Source organism: Neobacillus sp. B24 (assembly GCF_055381825.1).
On sequence record NZ_AP035777.1, the window covers coordinates 1,133,828 to 1,156,885 of the forward strand.

Annotated in this window: 24 protein-coding genes; 15 read left to right on the forward strand and 9 right to left on the reverse strand. The window is 42.6% G+C overall.

Annotated features, from left to right (window positions below; genetic code table 11):
* Positions 1-19: 19 nt before the first annotated feature.
* Complete coding sequence (locus tag ACZ43M_RS05615; protein WP_464506435.1) at positions 20-2,236, forward strand: sensor domain-containing protein; 2,217 nt, start codon at positions 20-22, stop codon at positions 2,234-2,236.
* A gap of 201 nt (positions 2,237-2,437) precedes the next feature.
* Here ACZ43M_RS05615 and ACZ43M_RS05620 read toward each other — a convergent pair whose 3' ends face one another.
* The 3 genes from ACZ43M_RS05620 to liaG form a co-directional block, all read right to left on the reverse strand.
* The gene (locus tag ACZ43M_RS05620) at positions 2,438-2,830 is read right to left on the reverse strand and encodes a hypothetical protein (protein ID WP_464506436.1); all 393 of its coding nucleotides are present in this window, start codon (positions 2,828-2,830) and stop codon (positions 2,438-2,440) included.
* A 140-nt stretch (positions 2,831-2,970) separates the two neighbouring features.
* Entirely contained in the window at positions 2,971-4,326 is a 1,356-nt protein-coding gene (locus tag ACZ43M_RS05625; RefSeq protein WP_464506437.1) for an MATE family efflux transporter, read from the reverse strand.
* Positions 4,327-4,469: 143 nt separating this feature from the next.
* Entirely contained in the window at positions 4,470-5,333 is an 864-nt protein-coding gene (gene liaG / locus ACZ43M_RS05630; RefSeq protein WP_464506438.1) for a LiaG family protein, read from the reverse strand.
* A 202-nt stretch (positions 5,334-5,535) separates the two neighbouring features.
* On the opposite strand from liaG, the gene ACZ43M_RS05635 reads away from it, so the two are divergent.
* From ACZ43M_RS05635 to modA, 10 genes are all read left to right on the forward strand, one after another.
* A complete protein-coding gene (locus ACZ43M_RS05635) occupies positions 5,536-6,840 on the forward strand; it encodes a purine/pyrimidine permease (RefSeq protein WP_464506439.1) in 1,305 nt (434 codons plus the stop codon).
* A 135-nt stretch (positions 6,841-6,975) separates the two neighbouring features.
* Positions 6,976-7,395 carry an SRPBCC family protein gene (locus tag ACZ43M_RS05640; protein WP_464506440.1) on the forward strand — a complete coding sequence of 140 codons (420 nt, stop codon included), beginning with the start codon at positions 6,976-6,978 and terminating at the stop codon, positions 7,393-7,395.
* Positions 7,396-7,746 carry an ArsR/SmtB family transcription factor gene (locus ACZ43M_RS05645; protein ID WP_464506441.1) on the forward strand — a complete coding sequence of 117 codons (351 nt, stop codon included), beginning with the start codon at positions 7,396-7,398 and terminating at the stop codon, positions 7,744-7,746.
* A 631-nt stretch (positions 7,747-8,377) separates the two neighbouring features.
* Entirely contained in the window at positions 8,378-8,902 is a 525-nt protein-coding gene (locus tag ACZ43M_RS05650) for a PadR family transcriptional regulator (RefSeq protein ID WP_464506442.1), read from the forward strand.
* 99 nt (positions 8,903-9,001) lie between these two features.
* Positions 9,002-9,994 (forward strand): alpha/beta fold hydrolase, encoded by a 993-nt coding sequence (locus tag ACZ43M_RS05655; RefSeq protein ID WP_464506443.1) that lies wholly within the window; start codon positions 9,002-9,004, stop codon positions 9,992-9,994.
* Positions 9,995-10,071: 77 nt separating this feature from the next.
* Entirely contained in the window at positions 10,072-11,007 is a 936-nt protein-coding gene (locus tag ACZ43M_RS05660; protein WP_464506444.1) for a dipeptidase, read from the forward strand.
* Positions 11,004-12,032, forward strand: a complete 1,029-nt coding sequence (locus ACZ43M_RS05665; protein WP_464506445.1) for a DmpA family aminopeptidase — start codon at positions 11,004-11,006, stop codon at positions 12,030-12,032. Before ACZ43M_RS05660 ends, ACZ43M_RS05665 begins: the two co-directional genes overlap by 4 nt.
* A gap of 2 nt (positions 12,033-12,034) precedes the next feature.
* Complete coding sequence (locus ACZ43M_RS05670) at positions 12,035-12,265, forward strand: helix-turn-helix domain-containing protein (RefSeq protein ID WP_464506446.1); 231 nt, start codon at positions 12,035-12,037, stop codon at positions 12,263-12,265.
* Between the two features lie 22 nt (positions 12,266-12,287).
* Entirely contained in the window at positions 12,288-12,662 is a 375-nt protein-coding gene (locus ACZ43M_RS05675) for a DUF488 domain-containing protein (protein WP_464506447.1), read from the forward strand.
* On the forward strand, positions 12,662-13,441 hold the full coding sequence (modA, locus tag ACZ43M_RS05680; protein ID WP_464506448.1) for a molybdate ABC transporter substrate-binding protein: 780 nt from the start codon (positions 12,662-12,664) through the stop codon (positions 13,439-13,441). Before ACZ43M_RS05675 ends, modA begins: the two co-directional genes overlap by 1 nt.
* Positions 13,442-13,469: 28 nt before the next feature.
* Here modA and trhA read toward each other — a convergent pair whose 3' ends face one another.
* The gene (gene trhA / locus ACZ43M_RS05685; protein WP_464506449.1) at positions 13,470-14,117 is read right to left on the reverse strand and encodes a PAQR family membrane homeostasis protein TrhA; all 648 of its coding nucleotides are present in this window, start codon (positions 14,115-14,117) and stop codon (positions 13,470-13,472) included.
* 130 nt (positions 14,118-14,247) lie between these two features.
* Between trhA and ACZ43M_RS05690 the strand changes: the two genes are divergently transcribed.
* Complete coding sequence (locus ACZ43M_RS05690) at positions 14,248-14,838, forward strand: DUF1836 domain-containing protein (protein ID WP_464506450.1); 591 nt, start codon at positions 14,248-14,250, stop codon at positions 14,836-14,838.
* 13 nt (positions 14,839-14,851) lie between these two features.
* Here the strand turns inward: ACZ43M_RS05690 and ACZ43M_RS05695 are convergent, their stop codons facing one another.
* Positions 14,852-16,405: a glycosyl hydrolase family 28-related protein gene (locus tag ACZ43M_RS05695; protein ID WP_464506451.1), complete on the reverse strand. Its 1,554-nt coding sequence runs from the start codon at positions 16,403-16,405 to the stop codon at positions 14,852-14,854.
* Positions 16,406-16,810: 405 nt separating this feature from the next.
* Between ACZ43M_RS05695 and ACZ43M_RS05700 the strand changes: the two genes are divergently transcribed.
* The gene (locus tag ACZ43M_RS05700; RefSeq protein ID WP_464506452.1) at positions 16,811-17,722 is read left to right on the forward strand and encodes a hypothetical protein; all 912 of its coding nucleotides are present in this window, start codon (positions 16,811-16,813) and stop codon (positions 17,720-17,722) included.
* A 105-nt stretch (positions 17,723-17,827) separates the two neighbouring features.
* Here the strand turns inward: ACZ43M_RS05700 and ACZ43M_RS05705 are convergent, their stop codons facing one another.
* Positions 17,828-18,568, reverse strand: a complete 741-nt coding sequence (locus ACZ43M_RS05705; protein WP_464506453.1) for an RDD family protein — start codon at positions 18,566-18,568, stop codon at positions 17,828-17,830.
* Between the two features lie 129 nt (positions 18,569-18,697).
* Between ACZ43M_RS05705 and ACZ43M_RS05710 the strand changes: the two genes are divergently transcribed.
* Together ACZ43M_RS05710 and ACZ43M_RS05715 are read left to right on the forward strand one after the other, a co-directional pair.
* The gene (locus ACZ43M_RS05710) at positions 18,698-19,012 is read left to right on the forward strand and encodes a DUF3892 domain-containing protein (protein ID WP_464506454.1); all 315 of its coding nucleotides are present in this window, start codon (positions 18,698-18,700) and stop codon (positions 19,010-19,012) included.
* A 102-nt stretch (positions 19,013-19,114) separates the two neighbouring features.
* Positions 19,115-19,690, forward strand: coding sequence for a GNAT family N-acetyltransferase (locus ACZ43M_RS05715; RefSeq protein ID WP_464506455.1), 576 nt, complete (start codon positions 19,115-19,117; stop codon positions 19,688-19,690).
* A 42-nt stretch (positions 19,691-19,732) separates the two neighbouring features.
* On the opposite strand, the gene leuD is transcribed toward ACZ43M_RS05715, so the two are convergent.
* The 3 genes from leuD to leuB all read right to left on the reverse strand — a co-directional run bounded on the left by leuD (position 19,733) and on the right by leuB (position 23,054).
* Complete coding sequence (gene leuD, locus ACZ43M_RS05720) at positions 19,733-20,317, reverse strand: 3-isopropylmalate dehydratase small subunit (protein ID WP_464506456.1); 585 nt, start codon at positions 20,315-20,317, stop codon at positions 19,733-19,735.
* A 3-nt stretch (positions 20,318-20,320) separates the two neighbouring features.
* Complete coding sequence (gene leuC, locus ACZ43M_RS05725) at positions 20,321-21,739, reverse strand: 3-isopropylmalate dehydratase large subunit (protein WP_464506457.1); 1,419 nt, start codon at positions 21,737-21,739, stop codon at positions 20,321-20,323.
* Positions 21,740-21,947: 208 nt separating this feature from the next.
* Positions 21,948-23,054 (reverse strand): 3-isopropylmalate dehydrogenase, encoded by a 1,107-nt coding sequence (gene leuB / locus ACZ43M_RS05730; RefSeq protein WP_464506458.1) that lies wholly within the window; start codon positions 23,052-23,054, stop codon positions 21,948-21,950.
* Between the last annotated feature and the right edge of the window lie 4 nt (positions 23,055-23,058).

Here is a 23,058-nt window from a genome sequence, read left to right on the forward strand (position 1 = left end):
GGGACAAGGAGAAATAATTATGAAAAGGTACTTTACAAATTATCATAAACTGACAATTCTTATATTTTGCCTGCTATTATTTTCAGAGCTATTCGAGCTAGCGGGTTCCTACTTTTTTCCGGATATACCATTGCTAAAGCAAATCACCATCATGATCCTTTTCATCACGAGCCCAGTTCTAATTTACGTATTAAAAGATTTAAATAAAAGAGAAGTGGCGTATAACCAAGACAAACAAAGATTAAAAAATATCTATGATACGCTTGATGTTGCGATTTGGTCTCATGATATGAAAACAAACACCCTGTTCATTACGCAGGGAATTGAAAAATTATATGGGTATTCTTCTGATGATTTCTACCGCGACCTGACTCTTTGGAAAAAGGTAATCTATCCTGATGATATCCCTGTGATCATGGAAAGGGAAAAAGACCTCACCAAAGGCGAAGCTGTAACGAGTGAATATCGGATTATTCGGCCTACTGGAGAGGTACGCTGGATTTTGGACCGGGGTTTTCCAACCAACGATGGCAACGGTAAAATGGTATTTTTTAATAGTGTTTTGTTTGATATTACCGACCGCAAGGAAAGCGAAGGACGTTATCGTAGTTTAGTTGAAATGTCACCAGATATTATTGCCGTCGTCAGCCTGGAAAAGATTGAATATATTAACGAAGCGGGCTGTAAGCTGCTGGGGGCTTCTTCTCATGAAGAGATAGTCGGACAAACCCCATTGAAGTTTGTCCCATTTCGTCTTATTAGGACCATAAGGAAAAAAGTCGGTACTTTTGATAATCCTGTGCAGGAAAGAGTGAGTATTGAATTTCAAGTGAAACGGCTTGATGGAAAGACAATCGATGTAGAAATGGCGTCGACACCTATTCTTTATGAAGGCAGATTTGCCATTCAAATTGTTGGCAGGGATATAACCGAGCGGAAAAAGGCGGAAAAAACAATTAAAACAATGGCCTACTACGATACGCTTACCGGCCTGCCCAATCGAAACAGCTTTAGGCAGCATTTAAACGATGTCTTGGCCTATCAAAAAACTAAAATGCTTGCTGTTTTGTTTTTGGATTTGGACAGATTCAAGATTATTAACGACACGAAAGGCCATACCGTTGGGGACCTTATCCTTCAGAAAGTGGCAAACCGCATAGAAACGGCCATCACATACGAAGGGTTCGTTTCACGGCAGGGTGGTGATGAGTTTATTATCCTGCTGGATGATACCAGCAAGGAAAAGGTCAGGGAAACAGCCGGTCGGATATTAAATGAATTCGCCGCTCCTTTTGAAGTGGGTGGACAGGAATTTTTTGTGACCACAAGTATTGGTATCAGTATTTATCCAGATGATGGAAGAGATGAAGAAACATTAATCAAATTCGCTGATACAGCCATGTATCAGGCAAAAGAGCGGGGGAAAAATAACTTTCAATTTTACTCTTCCAATTTAAATGGATTATCCGTTCGTAAAATGGAGTTGGAAAACAGCCTCCGGAAAGCCTTGGAGCAAGACCAATTTATTCTCCATTATCAACCACAGGTGTCGCTGGCAACTGGAGAAATAGTCGGGATAGAAGCACTAATCCGCTGGCACCACCCAGAGAATGGGTTTATTTCTCCGGCTGAATTTATTCCGCTTGCTGAGGAAACAGGCTTGATTGTACCGATTGGAAAATGGGTTTTACGAGAGGCCTGCAAGCAAAGAAAGACATGGTTAGATGCTGGAATACCTATTTTTCCAATCGCGGTAAATGTTTCTGTCCGACAGTTTGAGGATGATGATTTTATAAACTATATCACTAATGTTTTGAAAGAGTTTGAGCTTGATGCTAGTATATTAGAGCTTGAAATTACCGAGAGTATTATGCAGAATCTGGAGCGTTCATCTGTTATCTTCCACCAATTAAAGGAATTGGGTGTCCTTCTTTCCATTGATGATTTTGGCACGGGGTATTCCTCTTTAAGTTATCTGAACCATTTACCCATTAATAATATAAAAATTGATAAATCGTTTGTTAACGAAATATCCAATCACACAAGTCACGGGGCACTGGTAAAGACGATTATTGATATGGGCATGAACCTCCATTTTGGTGTGGTTGCAGAGGGAATTGAAACAAAAGAACAACTGGAGTTTTTAAGAAAGAACGCCTGTGAAACCGGCCAGGGGTATTTCTTTAGTAAGCCGTTGCCTGCCGATGAAGTGGAGGCAATTCTAGTAAAAGATTAAAATGGTATCCCGTGTTAACTGGGATACCATGTTTTTGAATTGTAAGCTAAACAGAATCAATTTCAATATGCTTATCCATGCCCAACACCCTTCCTCCCAAATTACCAATTTAAGATTCGTTTATCCTATTTTACGCTGCCTGAGCGCAAGTAGAACGGAAGCAGGGGACGGTTCTGTGCTGGATTAGAACCGTCCCCTGTTTCATTGGCCCCATTTCATGTTGATGGCTAATGTACAGCAATTGACTGGCTGAGCCTGTGTTGTTTTGGTGGTGAGTTCAAATATTACTCCTGATGGTGTGAATTGGGTCGCAACCGGGATTTTTAAACCAATGGATTTGATCAAGCGGTCAACCTCAGCATTATTTCCCTGCTGGGCGGCCGACATGATCCTACGAGCAAAGGAAACATCCCCTAATCTGTCTAACAGAATACTTCCTTGTGCCATTAGCAGGCGAAATGACTTAACAGAGCTTTCGAATATTTTGGTATCGACCGGCGGATAAGACCGTGTCGGGATATATGGATAGACAGTATAGGCTGGATAAACAGGGCTGGGGGGAGCCATAGGATAATGAAAAGGGTTGTAGTACATTGGTAATCTCCTTCCATAAAGAAAAACATACGGCAATATACGGTATGAAGCAGGGGAAGGTTCTGTGCTTCTATGAGGCACAGAACCTTCCCCTGCTTCATAAAAGAAATGGCATCCCATAATTGGAATGCCATCTATTTTTATGCAGTTAACTTCAAACCCTTTATTCGTTCCCAAGGCTTGCTTACCCAGCGTTTTAAGGCGAAACAGCCGCGAAGCCATTCGTCCGCACCTTGGGCAAGCCATATGCCTAGCAGACCAAGACCGTAATGAACACCAAGCAAGTAACTTAGTGAAACGGCGACTCCCCACATTGACAGAATGCCAATCACGACCGGAAAACGGACATCACCGGCAGACTTAAGTGAACTCATTAAGACGATATTCATCGCTCTTCCTGGCTCCACAAACACAATCGCCCATAGAACAGGAATTCCGACCGCAATAATCTCTGTGTTGGCGGTAAAAGCCTCCAAAAGCGGAGAACCAATCAAAGCAATGATTAAAGAGGTAACCAATGATGCCACCATAGCAATTTTAAGGGTCCGGATTCCCCGGCGCAGTGCCCGATCAAACTGACGCCCGCCAATATAGCGCGCGACAAGCAGCTGTGTACCTTGGGCAATAGCCAACGTAAACAGGAAGCAAACCATACTAATATTCAGAATGTATACCCGGGCTGCCAGTGATGATGTCCCAATGGAAACAACAAAACTTGTAATCACTAATTGCGAAAATTGATAGGAAAGATTCTCACCGGCAGAGGGGATACCGATGGAAAGCAGACCTTTAATATCCTCTTTTTTAGCATTAAAAATATCCTTTATCGTTAGGTTTAAGGCTAAGCGATTATAAACAAGGTAAATTAGTGCACAAACGGCAAAGGCTCTAGCCACTACAATCGACCAGGAGACCCCGGTTACTCCCGTAATTGGCAGCCCGAACATCCCGGAAATGGCAAGAATATTACCGCCTATGCTAATGATATCCATTACGACTGTAACCACCATGGATTCTTTCGTGTAGCCATAGCTGCGCAGAACAGAGCTTAACGCCAAAGAAATAGACTCAAAGAATAGGGAGATGCCGCAAATCCGAATAAAGATGAGTCCGTAATCAAATACTTTCCCATCAATGTCGAATAAACCTAACATCTGTTTACCAAAGCAGAAAACAATAATTGCGACAACGATGCCAAACCAGAAGTTTAAGCCGAAAACAGAACGAGACAATTGTCTGGCCTTATTCAGTTGACCGGCCCCAAGATTTTGACTGATTAATACCGTGGCCCCAATTGACGTTACGTTAAAGATTAAAATAAAAATATTTAATAGCTGATTGGCAACCCCTACACCAGCAGCGGCCTCATCCGAGTAGTGACCCAACATGAAAGTGGCGATGATGCCCACACCCATATGGAGCGCCAACTCTATTAACAAAGGCCAAGAGATGCTAAACAGAGTTTGTTCTTGATACTTATTTGTTTGTGCGTCCAAGATGCTGCTCCTTTAATCTAGTAAATTTAGTAAAAACTAAATCTATTTTACTCCTTTTATTTCGAGATACAAACTATTTTTTTATGGCAAAATGGAGCAGGGGGCAGTACTGTCTTTCTTGACAAAGTACTGCCCCCTGCTTTCTATTTAATATTTATGATCCCACTTGAAACATCCAGATCAATCGCATATTTGCCTGACCCGTATTTTCCCTGAATCATATCTTTATTCTGTACTTGATCCTTTAGTGGCAGGTTGCAGGAAATCTTGCCACTGCTCACATCGCCATTTAAGGTAAAGTCAGCATCATCAGGTAAGTTCAAATTAACCAGCCCGGAGCTGATATCCATTTTAATACTGTCGGTTAACTTATCAACTTGAAGTGCCAATCTTCCAGAACTAACATCTGCAGCAATCCCGCCCGTATAGTGGTCAATATCAAGATTGCCGGAACTGACATCAAAAATCCCTTTTTCTGTTTTAATAAAATCGATATTAACATTTCCAGATGAAACATCTTGATAAAGCTCTTTTACCTCAAGATTGGTCAAGTTCATATTCCCGGAGCCAATATCAACCGATAGTTTCTCCAACTTCATTGGTTTGTTTTTAGATAACCCGGAAAAATTTAGGTTGCCAGAGCCAAGGTCAATTAGCATATCCTGATCATAATCTTCCGGAATATAAAGTTTCAGTTTGCTTTTTGATGGTCCCCAGTTAAACCAATTAAACCATTTTCCCTTTAAGCTAACCTCAACTTCATCTCCCTTTTCCTTCACAGTCAGCTTTTGCTTTCCTTCATATTCTGCACGCAAGTTTGCCCGATCTTCCGGAATGATGGTGGTACGGACACTGCCCACATCCACCTTAATGACTTCCGTATTTTTGGTAATGGCTGCTTCCCCATTTTTATATTTTTTGCTGCTAAAAACATCCAGTACATTTGTTTGATTAAAGGCAATATATAAGCCGGTAATAATCAGCAGAAGTATTAAGATTCTCTTCATTTTTAACATCCCCTTTTCTTCTTACATCTTCTATATTTAGAATAAGAAATCCTTTGTCTTTCCACGATGTACCAGGGATTTAATTTTACCTAAGACCTGAGACGTATTTAGCTTTTTTCCTTCCGGTACAGTTTCCATGTAATGTACAAGGAAATTGTGATATCTTTAGATTCACAAGAGTTATAGAAAGAAGGATTAATCTATGAACGAAATTGGGCAAAAAGACAGCACCCTTTTATCGGGGATTCAAGGCGTCCAATGGGCCATTTTTATGTTAACCAACGTGATTGCCGTCCCTGTAGTAGTGGGTGCAGCCTTTCAGATGTCTCCGGCGGAGATTGCTAGCTTCATGGAAAGAATGCTGCTTATTTCAGGGGCAGCCACATTAATTCAGATTTTCTTTGGCCACCGCATGCAAGTGGTTGAAGGGGCCGCGGGTATGTGGTGGGCGATTTTTATTTTGCTGGGAAGTATGAGCGCCCCTGGTGAACAAGGCCAGCTGCTGCAACAATTGGAAATGGGGCTGCTCATTTCAGGTATCTTTTTGGCTATTCTAGGATTTTTGCCGATTATTGAAAAAGTCCGTAATCTGTTTACTCCAATCGTGACCGGTGTTTATTTAATCTTACTGGTCAGTCAGCTGAGCGGTTCGTTTTTCAAAAGCATTCTCGGTGTAACTGCTACCGGACAATTGAATGGAAAAATTGCTTTCATATGTTTAGTGGAAATAATACTTATTTTACTGATCTCTTTAAAAGCCAAAGGTCTATTAAAAAGCATGGGCCCGCTCTTTGGCATTATGGTTGGCTGGCTATTGTTTTATTCGCTCGGACTCATCCACCCCGGAAAAATATTCGAGCCAGCAGGCTGGTTTTCGGTGCCAAAGCCACTTAGCTGGGGGATGCCGGAGTTTGATACGGGAATCGTCTTGACTTCCATCGTCACCTCGATTGTGCTTATTTCCAATGTCATTGCTAGTATTTTAGTAGTCGGGATTGCGCTGGAGAAGGAAATTAAGCCCGTTCAATACCAAAAGGGTATTTTCGGAAATGGGGTTAATCTGGTTTTATCCGGGCTTTTTTCGGTTGTCGGGGTTGTTCCATTGTCCGTATCAGCGGGATTTATTACAACAACCGGAATTAAAGCGAAACGCCCAGTAATTATTGGCGCACTCTTAATCATTGCAATAGCCTTTTTCCCGTATATTGCCGCATTCTTAGCCACGCTGCCTTTAGAAGTGGCCTATGCGTCCCTGTTTATTCCCTTTTCACAAATGCTGGGGTTTGGGATTCGTGATTTGATGGGGCAAGAGCCTTCACAACGTAATTTGTTGGTTATCGGACTTTCGTTAATGGTCGGCATCGGCTTGATGTTCCTGCCGCCGGAAAGCTTTGCATCAGCGGTACCATGGCTGCGCAATATTTTGGCTAATGGCTTGATCGTAGGGTTGCTGCTGTGTCTTCTGCTGGAACATGTTATTTTTCGCAAAAGAGTCTCTTCACAATGAGTGGAGAGATTTTTTTGCATAAAAAGAGCTACCTTATGAAAAAATAATATATTGACATGAAACCAAAAGGTTTTATATAATTCGTAATGTGAAACCAAATGGTTTTGTATTTTTAGCAGGAAAGTAGGAGAACACATGGTAAATACATTAGAAGATATCAAAAAATCTGTTGTTATCGAGGCACCGATTCAAAAAGTATGGGATCAGGTATCCACCGCTGAAGGGATCGCAGCATGGTTCATGCCAAATGATTTTAAACCGGAAATCGGCCATGAATTCCATTTGCAATCTCCGTTTGGCCCATCTCCTTGCAAGGTAACCGAATTTGACCCGCCAAACAAGCTTTCATTTACTTGGGATACCGAAGGCTGGTTTGCCTCTTTTATTTTAAATGACCTAGGCGGCAAAACCGAATTCACGTTAATCCACGGCGGCTGGAAGGCAGCTGACGAAATCATCGGCAAAGCTGGGCAGAAGTCTTCTGTTATCCGCGATAATATGTCAGGCGGCTGGGAAGGTATCCTGCAAAAATTAAAACGGATCGTGGAGGGCTAAGTGTCCGCACCAGCACAAAAGCATGATGTCTTTCAAGCGATTGCCGACCCGACACGGAGAGAAGTATTAAAGCTTCTTGCCCAAAAAGAACTGCCAATCTCGGAAATCACATCACATTTCTCGATTAGCCGCACGGCCATCGCCAAGCATCTGCAAGTTCTTTCTGAAGCAGAATTGGTCCGGAGCCGCAAACAGGGCAGGGAGAAAATCTACCAGCTTCAGCCTGAACCTTTAAAGGAACTGAAACAATTTTATGACCAGTTCTGGACAAACAGGCTGTCTGTTTTGAAGCATATCATGGAAAATCCCGAGGATTCAGGATTAAAGCTTATTGAAAAGGATAAAGATTAACAAGGGCGCGTATAGTAATAGGTTCCGTTTCCTATCGCAAAACGTCACTTTGCACAGGAAGATGCAAAAAAAGTAATCCTTTTTGCACTATAAAATGCAGGGCAATTTGTAAGGCTAATCAGATTAAAAAACATTAGAAATAGCAAGGGTTCATTCCCTTGCTATTTTGCTGTTAATTGCGAATTAAGAAGTTGGAACCATTTCCTCCTTCTTTGTATCGTTTTTTGTGTTGGTATGAGAATACATAAGCGGAGAATTTCCGGCTAATCCATATAGGGGAGCTTAAGAAGAGAAAATAAACGGAGATATTCCGGGTAACTGCTCTAAATAACACAAAATCCAAAGATTTTGATAATATAAGCGGAAAAGCTTCCCTTATTTTAAGGGAAATATGGGAATTTCCCAATTTAGCCGGAATTTTTCCGTTTATTTTTCATAACTTGTCAAATCAACCAAGATACAGCAGATGATCATTTTTAATGTTTGCGATAGTTAACGGAACCCGTTATACGTTACGTATAGGGTCCTTTTTTTTTGAAAAAAAATTAGGAACAGCGTCTTGACTTCCAGGATATGTATATATTATGATTTGGATATCCAAGGTTGAATATTAAATATTGGAGGTGAAGAGATGTCAAAATTAATCATCCTTGGCTTATTGAAAAATAAGCCTATGCACGGTTATGAAATTCAAACGATTATCCAGGAAAGCAGAATCGATCAATGGGCCAATGTCTTATCAGGGTCGATTTATTATGCCCTTAATAAAATGGAAGACGAAGGCATTATTGAAACAGTAAAAGAGGAACGTACCGGAGCGCGAATTAGAAAAATATATGGAATTACCGAAAAAGGTGAGGCCGAGTATTTTGTGTTACTGAAAGAGTACCTCGGAAGCCAGCCGCATTCGTTGAAATCCGATTTTATGCTATCGCTTGCAATGGTTGGACAGTTGGCGAAAGAAGAAGCCATAAAAATTTTGGAGGACAATTTACGGACATTAGAGGCGGCAAAGCGGGAGTGGGAGTTAGGGCAGGCTAATAAAGCAACCAGCGGCGCTTACAATCCAATTATGGATATTGCTTTTGACAATACGCTGCAGCATATTAATGCGGATATTGAGATGATTCGAAACGTGATGGAGAAACTTAAATAATTTTTTTGACGAATATCCAACCTTGGCTAATAAGGTTGGAAAAAGTTTAGCCAAATATCCAACATTGGATAAACAATCTTTACTAAGGAGAGATTAAGTATGAATTTATTTGTAAAAGAAAGGCCAATTATTGATGAAATGGGAAGGGTAAAGGAAGGAAGCATTGCAGTTTTGGAAAAAGTAAAACTTGGCGGTGTTGAGCAATCTGTATTAATTCGCGAGGAAAACATTGATAATCCAGTCTTGCTGATGATTCATGGAGGACCAGGCCAAAGTGAAATCTATTTGTCCCATCTTTTGAATGGGCCGCTGGAAAAGAAATTTACCATCGTTAATTGGGACCAGCGCGGCGCAGCCAAATCCTATAGCAGAGATGTTAAACCTCAATCCATGAATTTGGAGCAGTTTCTATCGGATGCAGAAGAACTCATTCAGTTTTTGCAACAACGGCTTAATAAGAAAGAGGAAAAGCTCTATCTTCACGGCCACTCTTTTGGAACAATCCTTGGGATGTTAATGGTGAGCCGTTACCCACATTATTTTAATAGCTATGTTGGCGTTGCACAGGTAACGGGGCTTTTGGATAACTTAATAGTTTCTTATGATTATGTGATGCGGAAGGCGAAAGAAACTGGTAATCAGAAAGCGCTAAATGATTTGGAGGCAATCGGCAGGCCGCCATTTAATCATTTTTCAAAGGGGTTGTGGAAGTATTCAGTATGGCTTGAAAAATTCGGCGGTAAAACTCATAACAAACCTGGAAAAGATATCTTCAAGTCAATTTTTTCAGCACCGGAATACAGCCTTGTGGATAAAATTAATTTTTTCAGAGGCTCGTTGTTTAGTGTGAAGCACTTGCATCAGGAGCTGTTGGTGACAGATCTACGTAAATTAGTTAAGAAAGTGGATATCCCGGTATACTTTTTTCTGGGAAGATATGATTATTCGGCACCGTTCCAATTGGCAGAGGAATATTTTGAGTTGCTCGATGCTCCGAATAAGGAAATTATCTGGTTTGAGGAGTCTGGTCATATGCCGCAATACGAAGAAACCGAACGTTATTATCAGGAAATCCTACGTATCTTAAATTAATAGTAGTCGGCTTTTTCATATCAATGACTCCTCTATATGTGATAAACTTTTATAAAAAAAGGAGCGCGACAGCTGAAATGAATATAATTGACTTACATTGTGATGTACTCCTGAAGCTATGGGAGGCTAAAGGTAAGCTCCGGTTTGCTGATGCCCCGGAGCTGCAGGCGAATAAGAACCGCTTGCAGCAGGGAAACGTCAGGGTCCAATTCTTTGCGATTTTTATCGAGCCATATATCCATTCAGACCTAAAATTCCAAGCCGCACTGGAGCAGGTTGATTATTTTTACAAAGAAGTTCTCGGGAAAAATCCTGACATGGTTCATATCAAGGACTGGTCCGACTTTGACAAACTCAAAATCGGCCAGATTGGGGCGGTGTTAACCCTTGAAGGGGTAGACGCAATTGGCAATGACTTAACTAAGCTTGAGACGCTTTATCGGCTTGGCGTCCGTTTGGCTGGCTTAACATGGAATTTCGCCAATTTGGCAGCAGATGGTGCCGGTGAACCGCGTGGCGGAGGCCTGACGCTGTTTGGGAAAGAGGTCGTTAAGTTAAATAACCAATATCAGATCTTGACCGATGTATCGCACCTGAGTGATCGGGCATTCTGGGATGTGATGGAACTTGCGCAGTACCCGATCGCCAGTCATTCCAACGCGAGGCTGCTCTGCAATCATCCCCGCAATTTAACCGATGAAATGGCAAAGGCAATGTTTGATAAAGGCGGCATGGTTCATGTCGTTTATTACCAGCCATTTGTCAAAGAAGGCGACCAAGCAACAATTGGTGACGTTGTGAAACATATTGATCATTACTGTTCGTTAGGCGGGGTCAAGCAAATCGGCCTGGGTTCTGACTTTGATGGGATATCGCAATTCGTTACCAACCTTGAGGATGCTTCCAAATCACAAAATCTGATTAATGAACTATTAAAATATTACTCCGAGGATGAAGTAAGAGGCTTTGCTTCAGAAAACTTCCTCAATCATAGGCCGGGGGTGACAATATGAAGGCAAGAAAATACGGGGTCAAAGTCGGCAGACTTCATCCCGGTTTGAAAAATTGTATTACCGATGTTCCGGGGGTCATGGTTGGGCATGTAACACTGGACTATCACCTGGGTGAAAATAGTGAAGATTATGCCTGCACTGGCGTCACGGCAATCCTCCCGCATAACGGTAATTTGTTTAAGGAAAAGGTGACGGCAGCAAGCTACGTCATTAATGGCTTCGGAAAAACTACTGGATTGGTTCAGGTCAATGAACTGGGTGTATTGGAATCACCGATTATGTTAACCAATACGTTTGGCGTGCCTGCAGTAACCCAAGGGACGCTAGCCTATATGCTGAAGCAAAATCCGGAAATTGGCGATACCACTGGTACCATCAATGTGGTTGTCGGGGAATGCAATGACGGCTACCTGAATTCGATTCGCTTGTTTCCGGTAAAACCGGAACATGCCATTGAAGCAATTAACAGTGCTTCGACACAACAAGCAGATGAAGGAGCGGTTGGTGCCGGCAAAGGAATGGTTTGCTTTGGGTATAAGGGCGGTATTGGCTCTTCGTCACGTGTAGTGGAAGGCTATACTGTTGGCTGTCTTGTTCTTAGCAACTTTGGGAAGCAGGAAGAGTTTCGAGCGTTTCAGTATGATGGGACAGGACTGCAAGAAACGGCTGATGGTTCGATCATAATAGTGTTGGCTACAGATGCTCCGCTAAGTGACCGGCAGCTCCTGCGTGTGGCCAAGCGGTGCGGCATTGGTCTCGGCAGAACTGGGAGCCATTTTGGCAACGGCAGCGGCGATATTGTTATTGCTTTTTCAACATCTCATAAAATCGCTCATGTTTCAGAAGAGATAACCGAAACGCGAACCCAGCTGCGGGAAGACCAGCCAATTATGAATGAACTATTTACGGCTGCAGCAGAAGGGGCTGAAGAAGCGATTCTTAATTCACTATCACAGGCTGTCACGACTAAAGGCAGGGCTGGCCGGGTGGTGAATGCACTTGATTTTACGAAAGTGGGACAATAGAGATGTATCTAACAATAAAAGAAGCAGCAGAATACCTAAACATTCCAGAAGCAACAGTTGAAAAACTAATTGCGCAAAAGAAAATCCGTGCCCTTTTTGACGGCAGTGATTACTTAATTTACAAACAACAATTTGATACTCACCTAAGGCAAATGGAAAAATATAAACAACTCGTAGAAGAAATTCTGAACGAACCCATTCCGGAAGACCTTGATGTAAAAGACGAAGACTAATTAAAAAAATTAAGGTGATTGTATGAGCAATATCTTTTTAAAGCGAATTTATGAGCCCTATGATGAGAGTGACGGATGCCGAATTTTGGTCGACCGGATTTGGCCGCGGGGGATTTCGAAGGAGTCAGCCAAATTGACGTCTTGGTTTAAGGAAATCGCTCCCAGCCCTGACCTGAGGAAATGGTTTTGCCATAAGCCCGAACTGTTTGAGGAATTTCGCGAACGGTATATGCACGAACTCCGCACCGATGAACAGAAACGAAACCTGATCGAGCAAATCCTTGAAAAGGCAGCCAACGAACAGGTGACTCTTGTTTACGGAGCAAAGGATCCGGTTTATAATCATGGTGTCGTTTTGTATGAAGAACTGATGAATCAGGCTAGGGGAAAAAATTAGTGAAAAAGCTTTATTACATACCATTGACTGCGCTGCTCTTCATACTGGTTATTGCTGGATGCTCCGATAATGAGAAGCATCCAGCAGAGAAAGTGGAACTAACTGTTTCGGCAGCGGCCAGTTTACAGGATGCATTAAATAGAATAAAAACGGACTTTGAAAATGAACACCCTAACATAGTAATCAATTATAATTTTGGTGCGTCTGGTTCTCTGCAGCAGCAAATAGACCAGGGTGCACCTGTCGATCTTTTCTTTTCTGCGGCGGAGGATAAATTTGACCAGCTGATAGAAAAGGGCCTAATCGCCGAGGATAAACAAGTCGACCTTGTCGGCAATCATTTGGTGCTGGTAGTTCCAAAGGATTCTTCCGAAGATATAAACACATTTGACGATATTACCAAGGCGGACAAGGTTTCACTCGGCATACCGGAATCGGTGCCTGCTGGTAAATACGCGAAACAAACGTTAGAAAACTTGAAGGTATGGGAAAGTATTGAACATAAAGCAGTCTACGCTAAGGATGTCCGCCAGGTGCTTACCTATGTGGGGACAGGTAACGTGGATGCTGGAATTGTTTATAAAACGGATGCACTACTGTCCAAAAAGGTGAAATTGGTGGCTGTAGCAGAAGAAAACACCCACGAACCGATCGTTTATCCAGTTGGCGTGATAAAAGAAACCGCAAATCCAAAGGAAGCCCAACAACTTTTCGAGTATCTTCAAACGGAAAAATCGCTGGGTGTCTTAAAAAAGTATGGTTTTTCAGAAATAAAATGAAAGAGCCTCCCTCGGGAAGGCTCTTTTTCTATATCACATACAAAAATACACTCAAGAAATGCGCCAGGCTGCCAAGCATAATGAAAATATGAAATATTTCGTGGAAGCCCCAATGCTTGAATTTTAAAAACTTGGGTTTCGTTCCGTAAATTACGCCGCCAACAGTATAGAAAATTCCACCAAGTACTAATAGGAACAAGCCAATCGGGTTCAAACTGCCTGCAAGCGGTGAGAAAACAAACACAATCATCCAGCCCATAGCAATGTATAATGCGGTCGAAATCCAGCGCGGGCAATGGAACCAGACCATTTTAAACACTACTCCGCAGACAGCAATACCGGAAATAATTGAAAACAGGATGGCCCCTATTTTTCCATTTAAGCTGATGAAGCAAAACGGAGTATAGGTTCCGGCTATCAGAATAAAAATCATTGAATGGTCTAACCGTCTCAAAAAGGCGATTACCTTATCTTTGGCCATGACCATATGATAGGTGGCAGATGCTGAATATAGCAAAATCATACTTATTCCAAAAATGATAACAGCCGCAATCGCGAGCGGTGACGGAGAGGTCATGGATACCTTGATGACCATTGCCAGCAGGCCGACAAAAGATAGTATCGCTCCTATTAAATGTGTGAATCCATTAATTGGTTCTCGAACATAAACGTTCATTACATCACCTTCCTATAACATTATGTAGTTTTAATAACTACATATAATGATACAAGGGTATCGCAATCTAGTCAATAATAATCTAATAAGGTATAATGGAAAATATCAGAACATGAACGGAGCTATTTATATGGAAAAAATTAATCAAATCATAGAGGATCTAAAGCTTAATGCGAGTCTCGCTATTGAGGATATCCCGAAAATCGATTTATATATGGATCAAGTCATTCAGCTTTTTGAAAGCAGGTTTTCAGCATCAAGACGCAATGATGAGGAAAAGGTTTTGACCAAGACGATGATCAATAACTATGCAAAGGGCAAATTGATGTTTCCGATTAAAAATAAGAAATATTCGAGGGAGCATCTCATTTTAATTAGCTTAATCTATCAATTAAAGGGTGCTCTCTCTATCAATGATATTCAAACTACCCTTGATGGCTTGAACAAAAGGATTATCAAAGAAGAAATTGACTTGGATTCTTTTTATCAAAGCTACCTAAATATTACTCAAAAAAATGTGGCCGATTTTAAGGAAGACATTAATAGAAGGGTAGAAGAAGTGAGGGAGGAAATCATTGTCGGTCAAGATAGCGGGTCCACCTATCTCGAGCAGGTATTGATGATTTCATCCCTTGTCCATATGGGGAATTTATATCGAAAAATCGCCGAAAGGCTTGTCGATGAAATCGTTGTTGAAAAAGAAGGGAAGCGCCAGAAATGACTTTTGGCGCTTTTTACACAGTTTCTAAGACATCCGTTCTGATATCATTAATATTGAAGCCAATCTCTACAGCCTTTTCCTCTGAGTCCATATTTATATTTTTCAGCAGAATGGATTCGGCCTTATTCTCTCCGCCATACACCTTTATTCCTGCCCCTGCTGTGTTAAAATTTTTGATTGAAACATTCTGCAATACAACCTTCCGTGCCCGATATTGAATCGCTGCCACCGGGTGACCTTTATACTCATAGTCCGGGTTGCCAATACAAGTGAAATGATCGATAACGACATTTTTATACGCGGACACCACCAAGCTGCGGGGTGCCGAATCTTTATAAAGGTCCGTAAAAACAGGTGCGATTGAAGCCAGGTTAACCCCCATAATATTGTAGGCTGACTTTGACTCGGCATCACTACTTTTATGGTGGCCGATGTGGCGAAAATTGAATGAACGGTTATCATTCAAGGAAATATGCCCGACAATAATGACGTTCGAGGCGGCGGATGAATTTTGATGCGCCTTAATTTCCACACCGCCAAAGCATCTGGCACTTGAGTTGTTGGCCAGCACTACATTCCTTGAACCATCGTCGATTTCAATTCCATTACTATTTGAAAAACCATTCTGATGGGCGCGGCCGCTCGGGTCGCACATATGACAGTTGGAAATCAGGATATAATCGCTGTGGTGGGTGGTTATGCCGTCATCGCCAAAGCCGTAGCCTGTTAAGTTGTCGAGCCAGACGTACTTGCTGCCTCCTCGGGCACGATAGCCGTCACCCCCATAATTGTATAGGGTTGAGGAAATATCAAAGCCATGCAGTCCTGGGTTGATGGCTTCGACATCCTTTACCCAGCCGTAGGTTACATTTGCATAGGTAAGGCAGCTTGAATGATTGCCCCAAGTACTAGTTTTTGCAGCATCACCAAGGCGCTCCACATTCCAGTGCAGACTGAGTCCTTGGACAAAGATATGGTGATTGCCGCGCCAATGGCTGGCATTCGTGATCAGCCTCGTTCCCTTTGGTGCCTGATCGTGAAGCTTAATCGTAGTAACCCCTTTTCCTGCACCAACAAGGCATGTCCACGAAGGCAGCGTAATTCCTTTAACTATATAGTCCCCTTCGGGTACGATGACTTTGACCCGGCCGTTTCCGATGGCTTTTCTAAAAGCGCGTGTACAATCCGTTTTTCCATCACCGGCTGCACCGAAATCAGCAACATTGACCTCTCTAGATATTTTAGCGGTAAGCCTATGGTATTCGTGGTCAAGCTGCTCCATCCAATCTGGAATGACGTGGCCCGCAGGATCTATCGAAATCCGGGTTGGCTCCAAAACGTTTGAAGGTCTAGCCAAAAGCCGGAATAGTCCCTCCGCCATTTTTCCCTTAAAAGGGAGTTGTGGTGTTTGACCGTCCGGCAGAGGGGGGATTTTTTGCCCACGGCACTGTTCGAAAAGCTGCGTTGCCTCCTGAACAGCCATCTTTAGGTCTAATTGCTTCCCGGTAATTCCACTGAGGAGTTCACGATTTATTCGCGGATCATGATTTTTCCCTAAATGCAGCATGCTGCTTCACTCCTCCAAAAACAAATCTCTTATTATCAGTATTATAGCCCTATTGCAAAATTTTTTAAAAAAGTGAAACCAAACAGGTGCTGAAAAACGACATACTAGTAGACAGAAAGAAATGGACGGCCCCCATTTTGAACAGAGAACAAGATTGTTCTTTGCTGTCATTACTAGGACCATACGAGATCACAATTACGAGCAAAGATAAGAAAACACTATTAACTAAGACTAAAGATTAAGAGGGCCGGTGCAGTTTTCCGGTCTTTTTTTCTTTGCAAGAATTCTGAACCTTTTGTGAACAGTATTACCGATAATAGGGAAATAGAATGGAATAGGTTAGGATAAGATTAGAAAAACAGAGAATATGACATCTTCAATTTTTTTTGAAGAGAGGTTTTTGTCGTGAAAAATCAAAAAACGGTTACTATTCTTGGCTTGATTATCTCCAGTTTATCCATCGCTGCAACGTCGATTGGGATTCTATCCAAGCAAGGTCCCGGCGAATCCCAGTATCAATCTGTTTTCGGAGGAACGGTAACTCTTTATGGACGAGGGCTCTATCAACATGATTCCGTTGCCATGGCCTCCCAGGCGATTGCCCAGGATTATGTCACCTTGTTTCTAGGTGTTCCGCTGCTTTTGCTGGCGCTGTTTTTAGTAAGAAGAGGTTTGATGAAGGGGAAGTTGCTGTTAACCGGAACGCTGGGATATTTTTTGTACAGCTATGCCTCGTACTCGTTTCTCTCCATGTACAATTACTTATTTCTCCTATACGTTTTGTTGATGTCAGCGTCCTTCTTTGCGTTTACGATTGCGATGATGTCGTTTGATATTGAAAGGCTGCCTTGGGCTTTTTCAGAGAGGCTGCCCTGCAAATTCATTGGCGGATTTTTGCTGTTCACTTCTATTGTATTCGGATTTATGTGGCTTGGAAAGATTGTACCGCCGCTAATGAATCAAACGCCCCCAGACGGACTTGAACACTACACAACATTAGTTATTCAGGCGCTGGATCTCGGCTTTGTGGTACCGGCGGGAATAGTGGCCGGTATCCTCATCATCATGCAAAAGCCATTTGGATACCTCCTGACCCCTATACTCATCATCAAAGAAATCACCTTGCTCACCGCCCTGTCGGCAATGGTCATCCTGCAAATCGCCAATCGAATCACAGTAAGTCCAGTGGTAGTAATAATCGTACTACTACTAAACATCATAATTATCTCTATTATGATTATAATCATGAAAAACGTAAAAGAGGTGTCAGGCACCAATCGTGGACATATGTCCACCTGGGATGGACACGTAAGATAAAGTGCCTAATAAAAGAAAGTCCCTGCATGGCGTGACAGCTTGCAGGGGCTTTCTTAATGATTTTTTTATCTGTTCAAACATTCACAAATTGTAGTGAAAAAAAGTCTAAATGATGATCCCGGCGATTAGCAGGGAAATAGGGAATAGGCTGACGAAGAGCAGGCGTGCTGTACTTACTCTGCCATATAAAACAACAGTACCAATTTGTTTATCCCATGTGGTAAGTCCGTGCTTCTTTAAATCCCTATAGGAGAATAGAAAACAGAGAATGTTGATAAATGGCACTCCGAATCCCATCCCGGCAGCATTGACGAAAATACTTCGTTTTAGAGCAGTAAAGAAATCGATGGGTTCGCCTGTAACCGTTTTCAAGCGTGCATTCAGTAATGTTTTTCCTAATGTATTACCAAACACCGAAATGATGATTGCTTCTGCCAAAATATAAAGAATCACGGACATCATAAATATAAAAAAGGCCGAGGAATCCAAAATGAATTTCGGATGAAAAATAGAAACGAAGGTAATGACGAATAATGAAAATAGTGAGAGATCAAAGAATCTGGCCAAATAGCGTACCATCGGTCTTCCATAAGGGTAAGTATCTTTACCGACTTCCACCCATCCTTCAGCATAGTTTATTTCTTCGGATTCAGTCTGGCTAACTGACTCTGGATAAAATCCAAGTGCTTTGGCCATATACCATGAGTCCAAATCCTTGTGCCAAACAAAACTATCCTCAGTTAAAATCCCTTGCTCAAATAGTTTTCTGAGCTCAAATAATCCAACAGGTCCTTGCTGCTGATGATCCCGGATGTAAAACCAGACATTTCCCTCCGGTATTTCCATTTAATCGCCTCCAATCAGGTCAAGTATAACACAGGAAAAAAGAACCAATTTTTGAACATTTTTCGACAATTACCAGAGGATATTTTCTCGAAAAATAAAAATACTAACAAATGTTCGGAGGTGGAATTTTTGGAGCAAAATGACTATGAGAAAATTTATCAACAATATCGGGAGCAAAGCATGCAGCAAGCCCAAATGAAGGCAAGCATAAGCAATTCTGATGGCAAGGAACAGTTTGTTGCTGTTAAGAAAAATGATGATGGTGACATTATTGCCTTCAAGACCAACGCCGGCCGGGAGCTGGATTATCTGACAGCATTAGACGAAGCTAAGGCAGGGAACATTGCCCATGTCGATGTCTTTCATAAATATGGCCGGGACATCATCCGCAGTGAGCCCGACGGTATTAAGGAAAATAACCTTGATCGACTGCCAGAATTTTAATTGGGAGAAAATGAGCAGAATTCAGATTTTCTGCTCATTTTTTCACTTGGAATAATAATTTCGAGCGGAAGAGAGTAGGTATACATTATTAGGGGTGATTACATGCATTGGTATGAAAAGCTTAATCAATACTTTCCGATTGAAGAAATGAAATCGAGAGAGCATATGGAGACATTATTAAAAGAGCGCTCAGACATTTATCACAAGGACGAGGGACGTTATCATGTGCTGATGTTCGCTGAGCTCAATGACTTTATTTTCATAGATTATCTGTTTGTCTCCAAGGATGCCCGCGGGCAAGGACTAGGACATAAGTTGTTAGAAAAATTAAAGGAAAAAGGAAAGCCGATTATTCTCGAGGTAGAACCCGTCAATTACAAGGACAGCGATACAGAAAAAAGGCTGCGATTCTATAAACGAAATGGATTTGAACACGCCCAATCCATCGGGTATGAACGACGGTCACTAGCAACCAATGAGATGAACAAAATGGAAATCCTCTACTGGGCACCAAATAATGAGTCTGAAGAAAGGATTTTTGAAGGCATGAAAAAAACATATAATTTAATTCACACCTATAAGGATCAAAAATTCTATGGAGAATCGTACCAGCATGTAGATGAGGTGTTAACGTTTAACGAACAATCATCAAATGAAAATATTCTGGATAATGTGTGAGCAAATAAAATGAGCCTGGTGTCCAAGCTCATTTTTATTTGCTTATCTTTGGGCAAGTTCGAATTGCTTAATTTTATCTTCATACGTTAATGTAACGCCGATTTCATCCCAACCGTTCAGCAGCATTTCCTTTGGATATGGAGCGATGTCGAATGTAAATTCAAAGCCTTCGTTATCATAAACTTTTTGCTCCTCAAGGTCTACCGTTAAAGTATATCCCTCAGTTTCCGCTTTTTTTATGATCGTTTGGACTTGCTCGTCACTCGCTTGGATAGCAAGGATGCCATTTTTCACGGTGTTATTTTTGAAAATATCGGCATAGCTAGGGGCGATGATTACTTTAAAGCCAAAATCCTGAATTGCCCATGGCGCATGCTCACGAGAGGAGCCGCAGCCAAAGTTTTCGCCGGCCACCAAGATGGAAGCGCCTTTGTATTGTGGCTGATTCAATGGGAATTTCGGAGTTGGATTACCATCATCATCAAAGCGCCAGTTATAAAATAGGAATTGGCCAAAGCCGCTCCGTTCAATTCGCTTTAAAAATTGCTTCGGAATAATTTGGTCGGTATCAACATTTGTTCGGTTTAATGGGCAGACAAGGCCTTGGTGCGTGCGTAATGGTTCCATAAATTAACCAACCTCCTGTGCAGTAAACTTGCGGACATCGACAAAATGACCCGCAACCGCAGCCGCGGCGGCCATTTCCGGGCTAACCAGGTGGGTGCGCGCGCCTTTGCCTTGACGCCCTTCAAAGTTGCGGTTTGATGTTGAGGCACAACGTTCCCCGGATGGAATGATATCATCATTCATACCAAGGCACATGCTGCATCCGGCATCGCGCCACTGGAATCCTGCTTCTTTAAAGACTTGATCCAAACCTTCTTTTTCAGCGGCCAATTTAACGCTGAAGGAACCTGGGACAACAATCGCTGTAACCGAAGGATTGACCTGTTTGCCGCGAACAATTTCAGCCGCTTTCCTTAAGTCGCTTAGGCGGGAGTTGGTACAGGAACCGATGAACACGTGGTCAATTTTGACGCTGGATATTGGCTGACCTGCTTCTAGTCCCATGTATGCAAGGGCACGTTGGATTTCATCTTTCTCGCTAGGCTTTTCAGTATCATCCGGGCTCGGCACGTTCGCTGTAACCGGGATACACATGCCTGGGTTCGTTCCCCAAGTAACCTGAGGTTCAACTTCTGCTGCATCAATTTCTACGACGGTGTCAAAAGATGCCCCTTCTTCAGTGGCAAGTGCCACCCAGCGGGCTGCGGCTTCCTCAAAGGCTTCTCCTTGCGGGACATTTTTTCTGCCGCGTAAATATTCAACAGTGGTTTCATCAGGTGAGATAAGGCCTGCTCTCGCCCCGCCTTCGATAGACATATTGCAAACGGTCATTCTCTCTTCCATGGAAAATCCACGGATTGCTTCCCCGGTATATTCGATGACATAGCCAGTACCAAATTTGACTCCGTACTTTCCAATAATCGCAAGGATTAAGTCTTTCGCCGTTACGCCTGTCCCAAGCTTGCCATTGACCTTTACGTTCATCGTTTTAGGAGGTGCCTGCCAAAGCGTTTGGGTGGCAAGGACATGCTCCACTTCACTTGTACCGATTCCAAAAGCGAGGGCACCGAAGGCACCGTGAGTGGACGTATGGCTGTCACCGCAGACAATCGTTTTTCCCGGCTGGGTCAAGCCGAGTTCCGGACCGATGACGTGAACAATTCCGTTATCCGGGTGGTGGAGGTCAGCAAGAGTTATTCCAAACTCTTCACAGTTCTGTTGCAATGTATCGACTTGCTTCTTCGAAATCGGGTCATTGATGACCTGTCTTTGGCGGGTAGGGATGTTGTGATCCATCGTCGCATAGGTTAAGTCCGGACGGCGGACTTTGCGTCCGGTTATGCGTAATCCCTCAAACGCCTGAGGGGAGGTTACTTCATGAACGAGGTGCAAATCAATATAAAGTAAATCCGGCTTTCCTTCTTCTTGATGGACCACGTGCTGTTCCCAAATTTTTTGGATGATATTCTTTGGTTTTTGCATAGCTTCCTTCCTCACGTTTCTAGATTTGAAAATCTGATCTTGACCAGTAAACTATTGAAAATGACCAGAAAATCCTCGAAAAAGACCAGAAAATATATAAAATAGACCAGAAAATCTTCGAAAAAGACCAGAAAACTTTTAAAAAAGACCAGAAAACTTAAAAATTATGGGTAAACCGCAAAACTAAGTACGGTTTACCCTCCATTTTTTAATAATAACAACTTGCAATACACTTAGAAGCGTTTTGGGTCCGGATAAAGTCTACAATCAGCTTTGTCATTTCGGCTGTTCCTACCCGGCGGCCGTTCGGAATCTGAAGGTCGGCTGTATGGTAGCCCGCATCTAGGACAGATTGGACTGCAGCCTCGATAATTTTCGCCTCTTCTTCCAGACTGAAGGAATAACGTAGCATTAACGCAGTCGATAAGATCATCGCAACCGGGTTGGCTACACCTTGACCGGCGATGTCTGGAGCGGAACCGTGAACCGGTTCGTACAAGCCCACTCCTGATTCATTTAATGAAGCAGAAGGGAGCATTCCCAAAGATCCTGTTAACACCGAGGCCTCATCACTTAAGATGTCGCCAAACATGTTCTCCGTAACGATGACATCAAAGTGAGAAGGGTTAGTAATTAGCTTCATCGCTGCCGCGTCAACAAGCACGTGTTCAACAGCAACATCCGGATATTGCGCTTTCTTTTCCTCGACAACCTCACGCCACATCTTGCTGGACTCAAGCACGTTCGCCTTGTCAACAGATGTAAGACGGCCACGACGGCCCTGGGCAGCTTGAAATGCTTTGTCTACGATTCTTTCAATCTCGTAACGAGTGTAAGCAAGTGTATCAACAACTGATTGACCATTATCGCGCCGCTCACTTGGGGATCCAAAGTAGATTCCGCCGGTTAATTCCCGGACAATAAGGAGGTCGCTGCCGGCAACGATTTCTTCCTTTAATGGCGAAGCATGGAGCAAGTTTTTGAAACCCTTGATCGGCCTTAGGTTTGCATATAAATCAAGGGCTTTGCGGATTCCAAGCAATCCGCGCTCAGGGCGGAGATGGGAAGGATTGTTATCCCATTTTGGTCCGCCGACCGCTCCAAGCAGTACGGCATCCGCCTGTTTGCAGGCATCGACAGTTGTTTCTGGAAGAGGAGTACCGTACTGGTCAATGGCTGCTCCTCCGATTTCATGGCTTTCGAAGCTGAAGGAGTGATTGTATTCTTCAGCAATTGCAGTTAACACTTCTTTTGCGGAACTCATAACTTCCTTGCCGATACCATCACCGGGAAGTAAAACAATTCGTTTTTTCATTAGA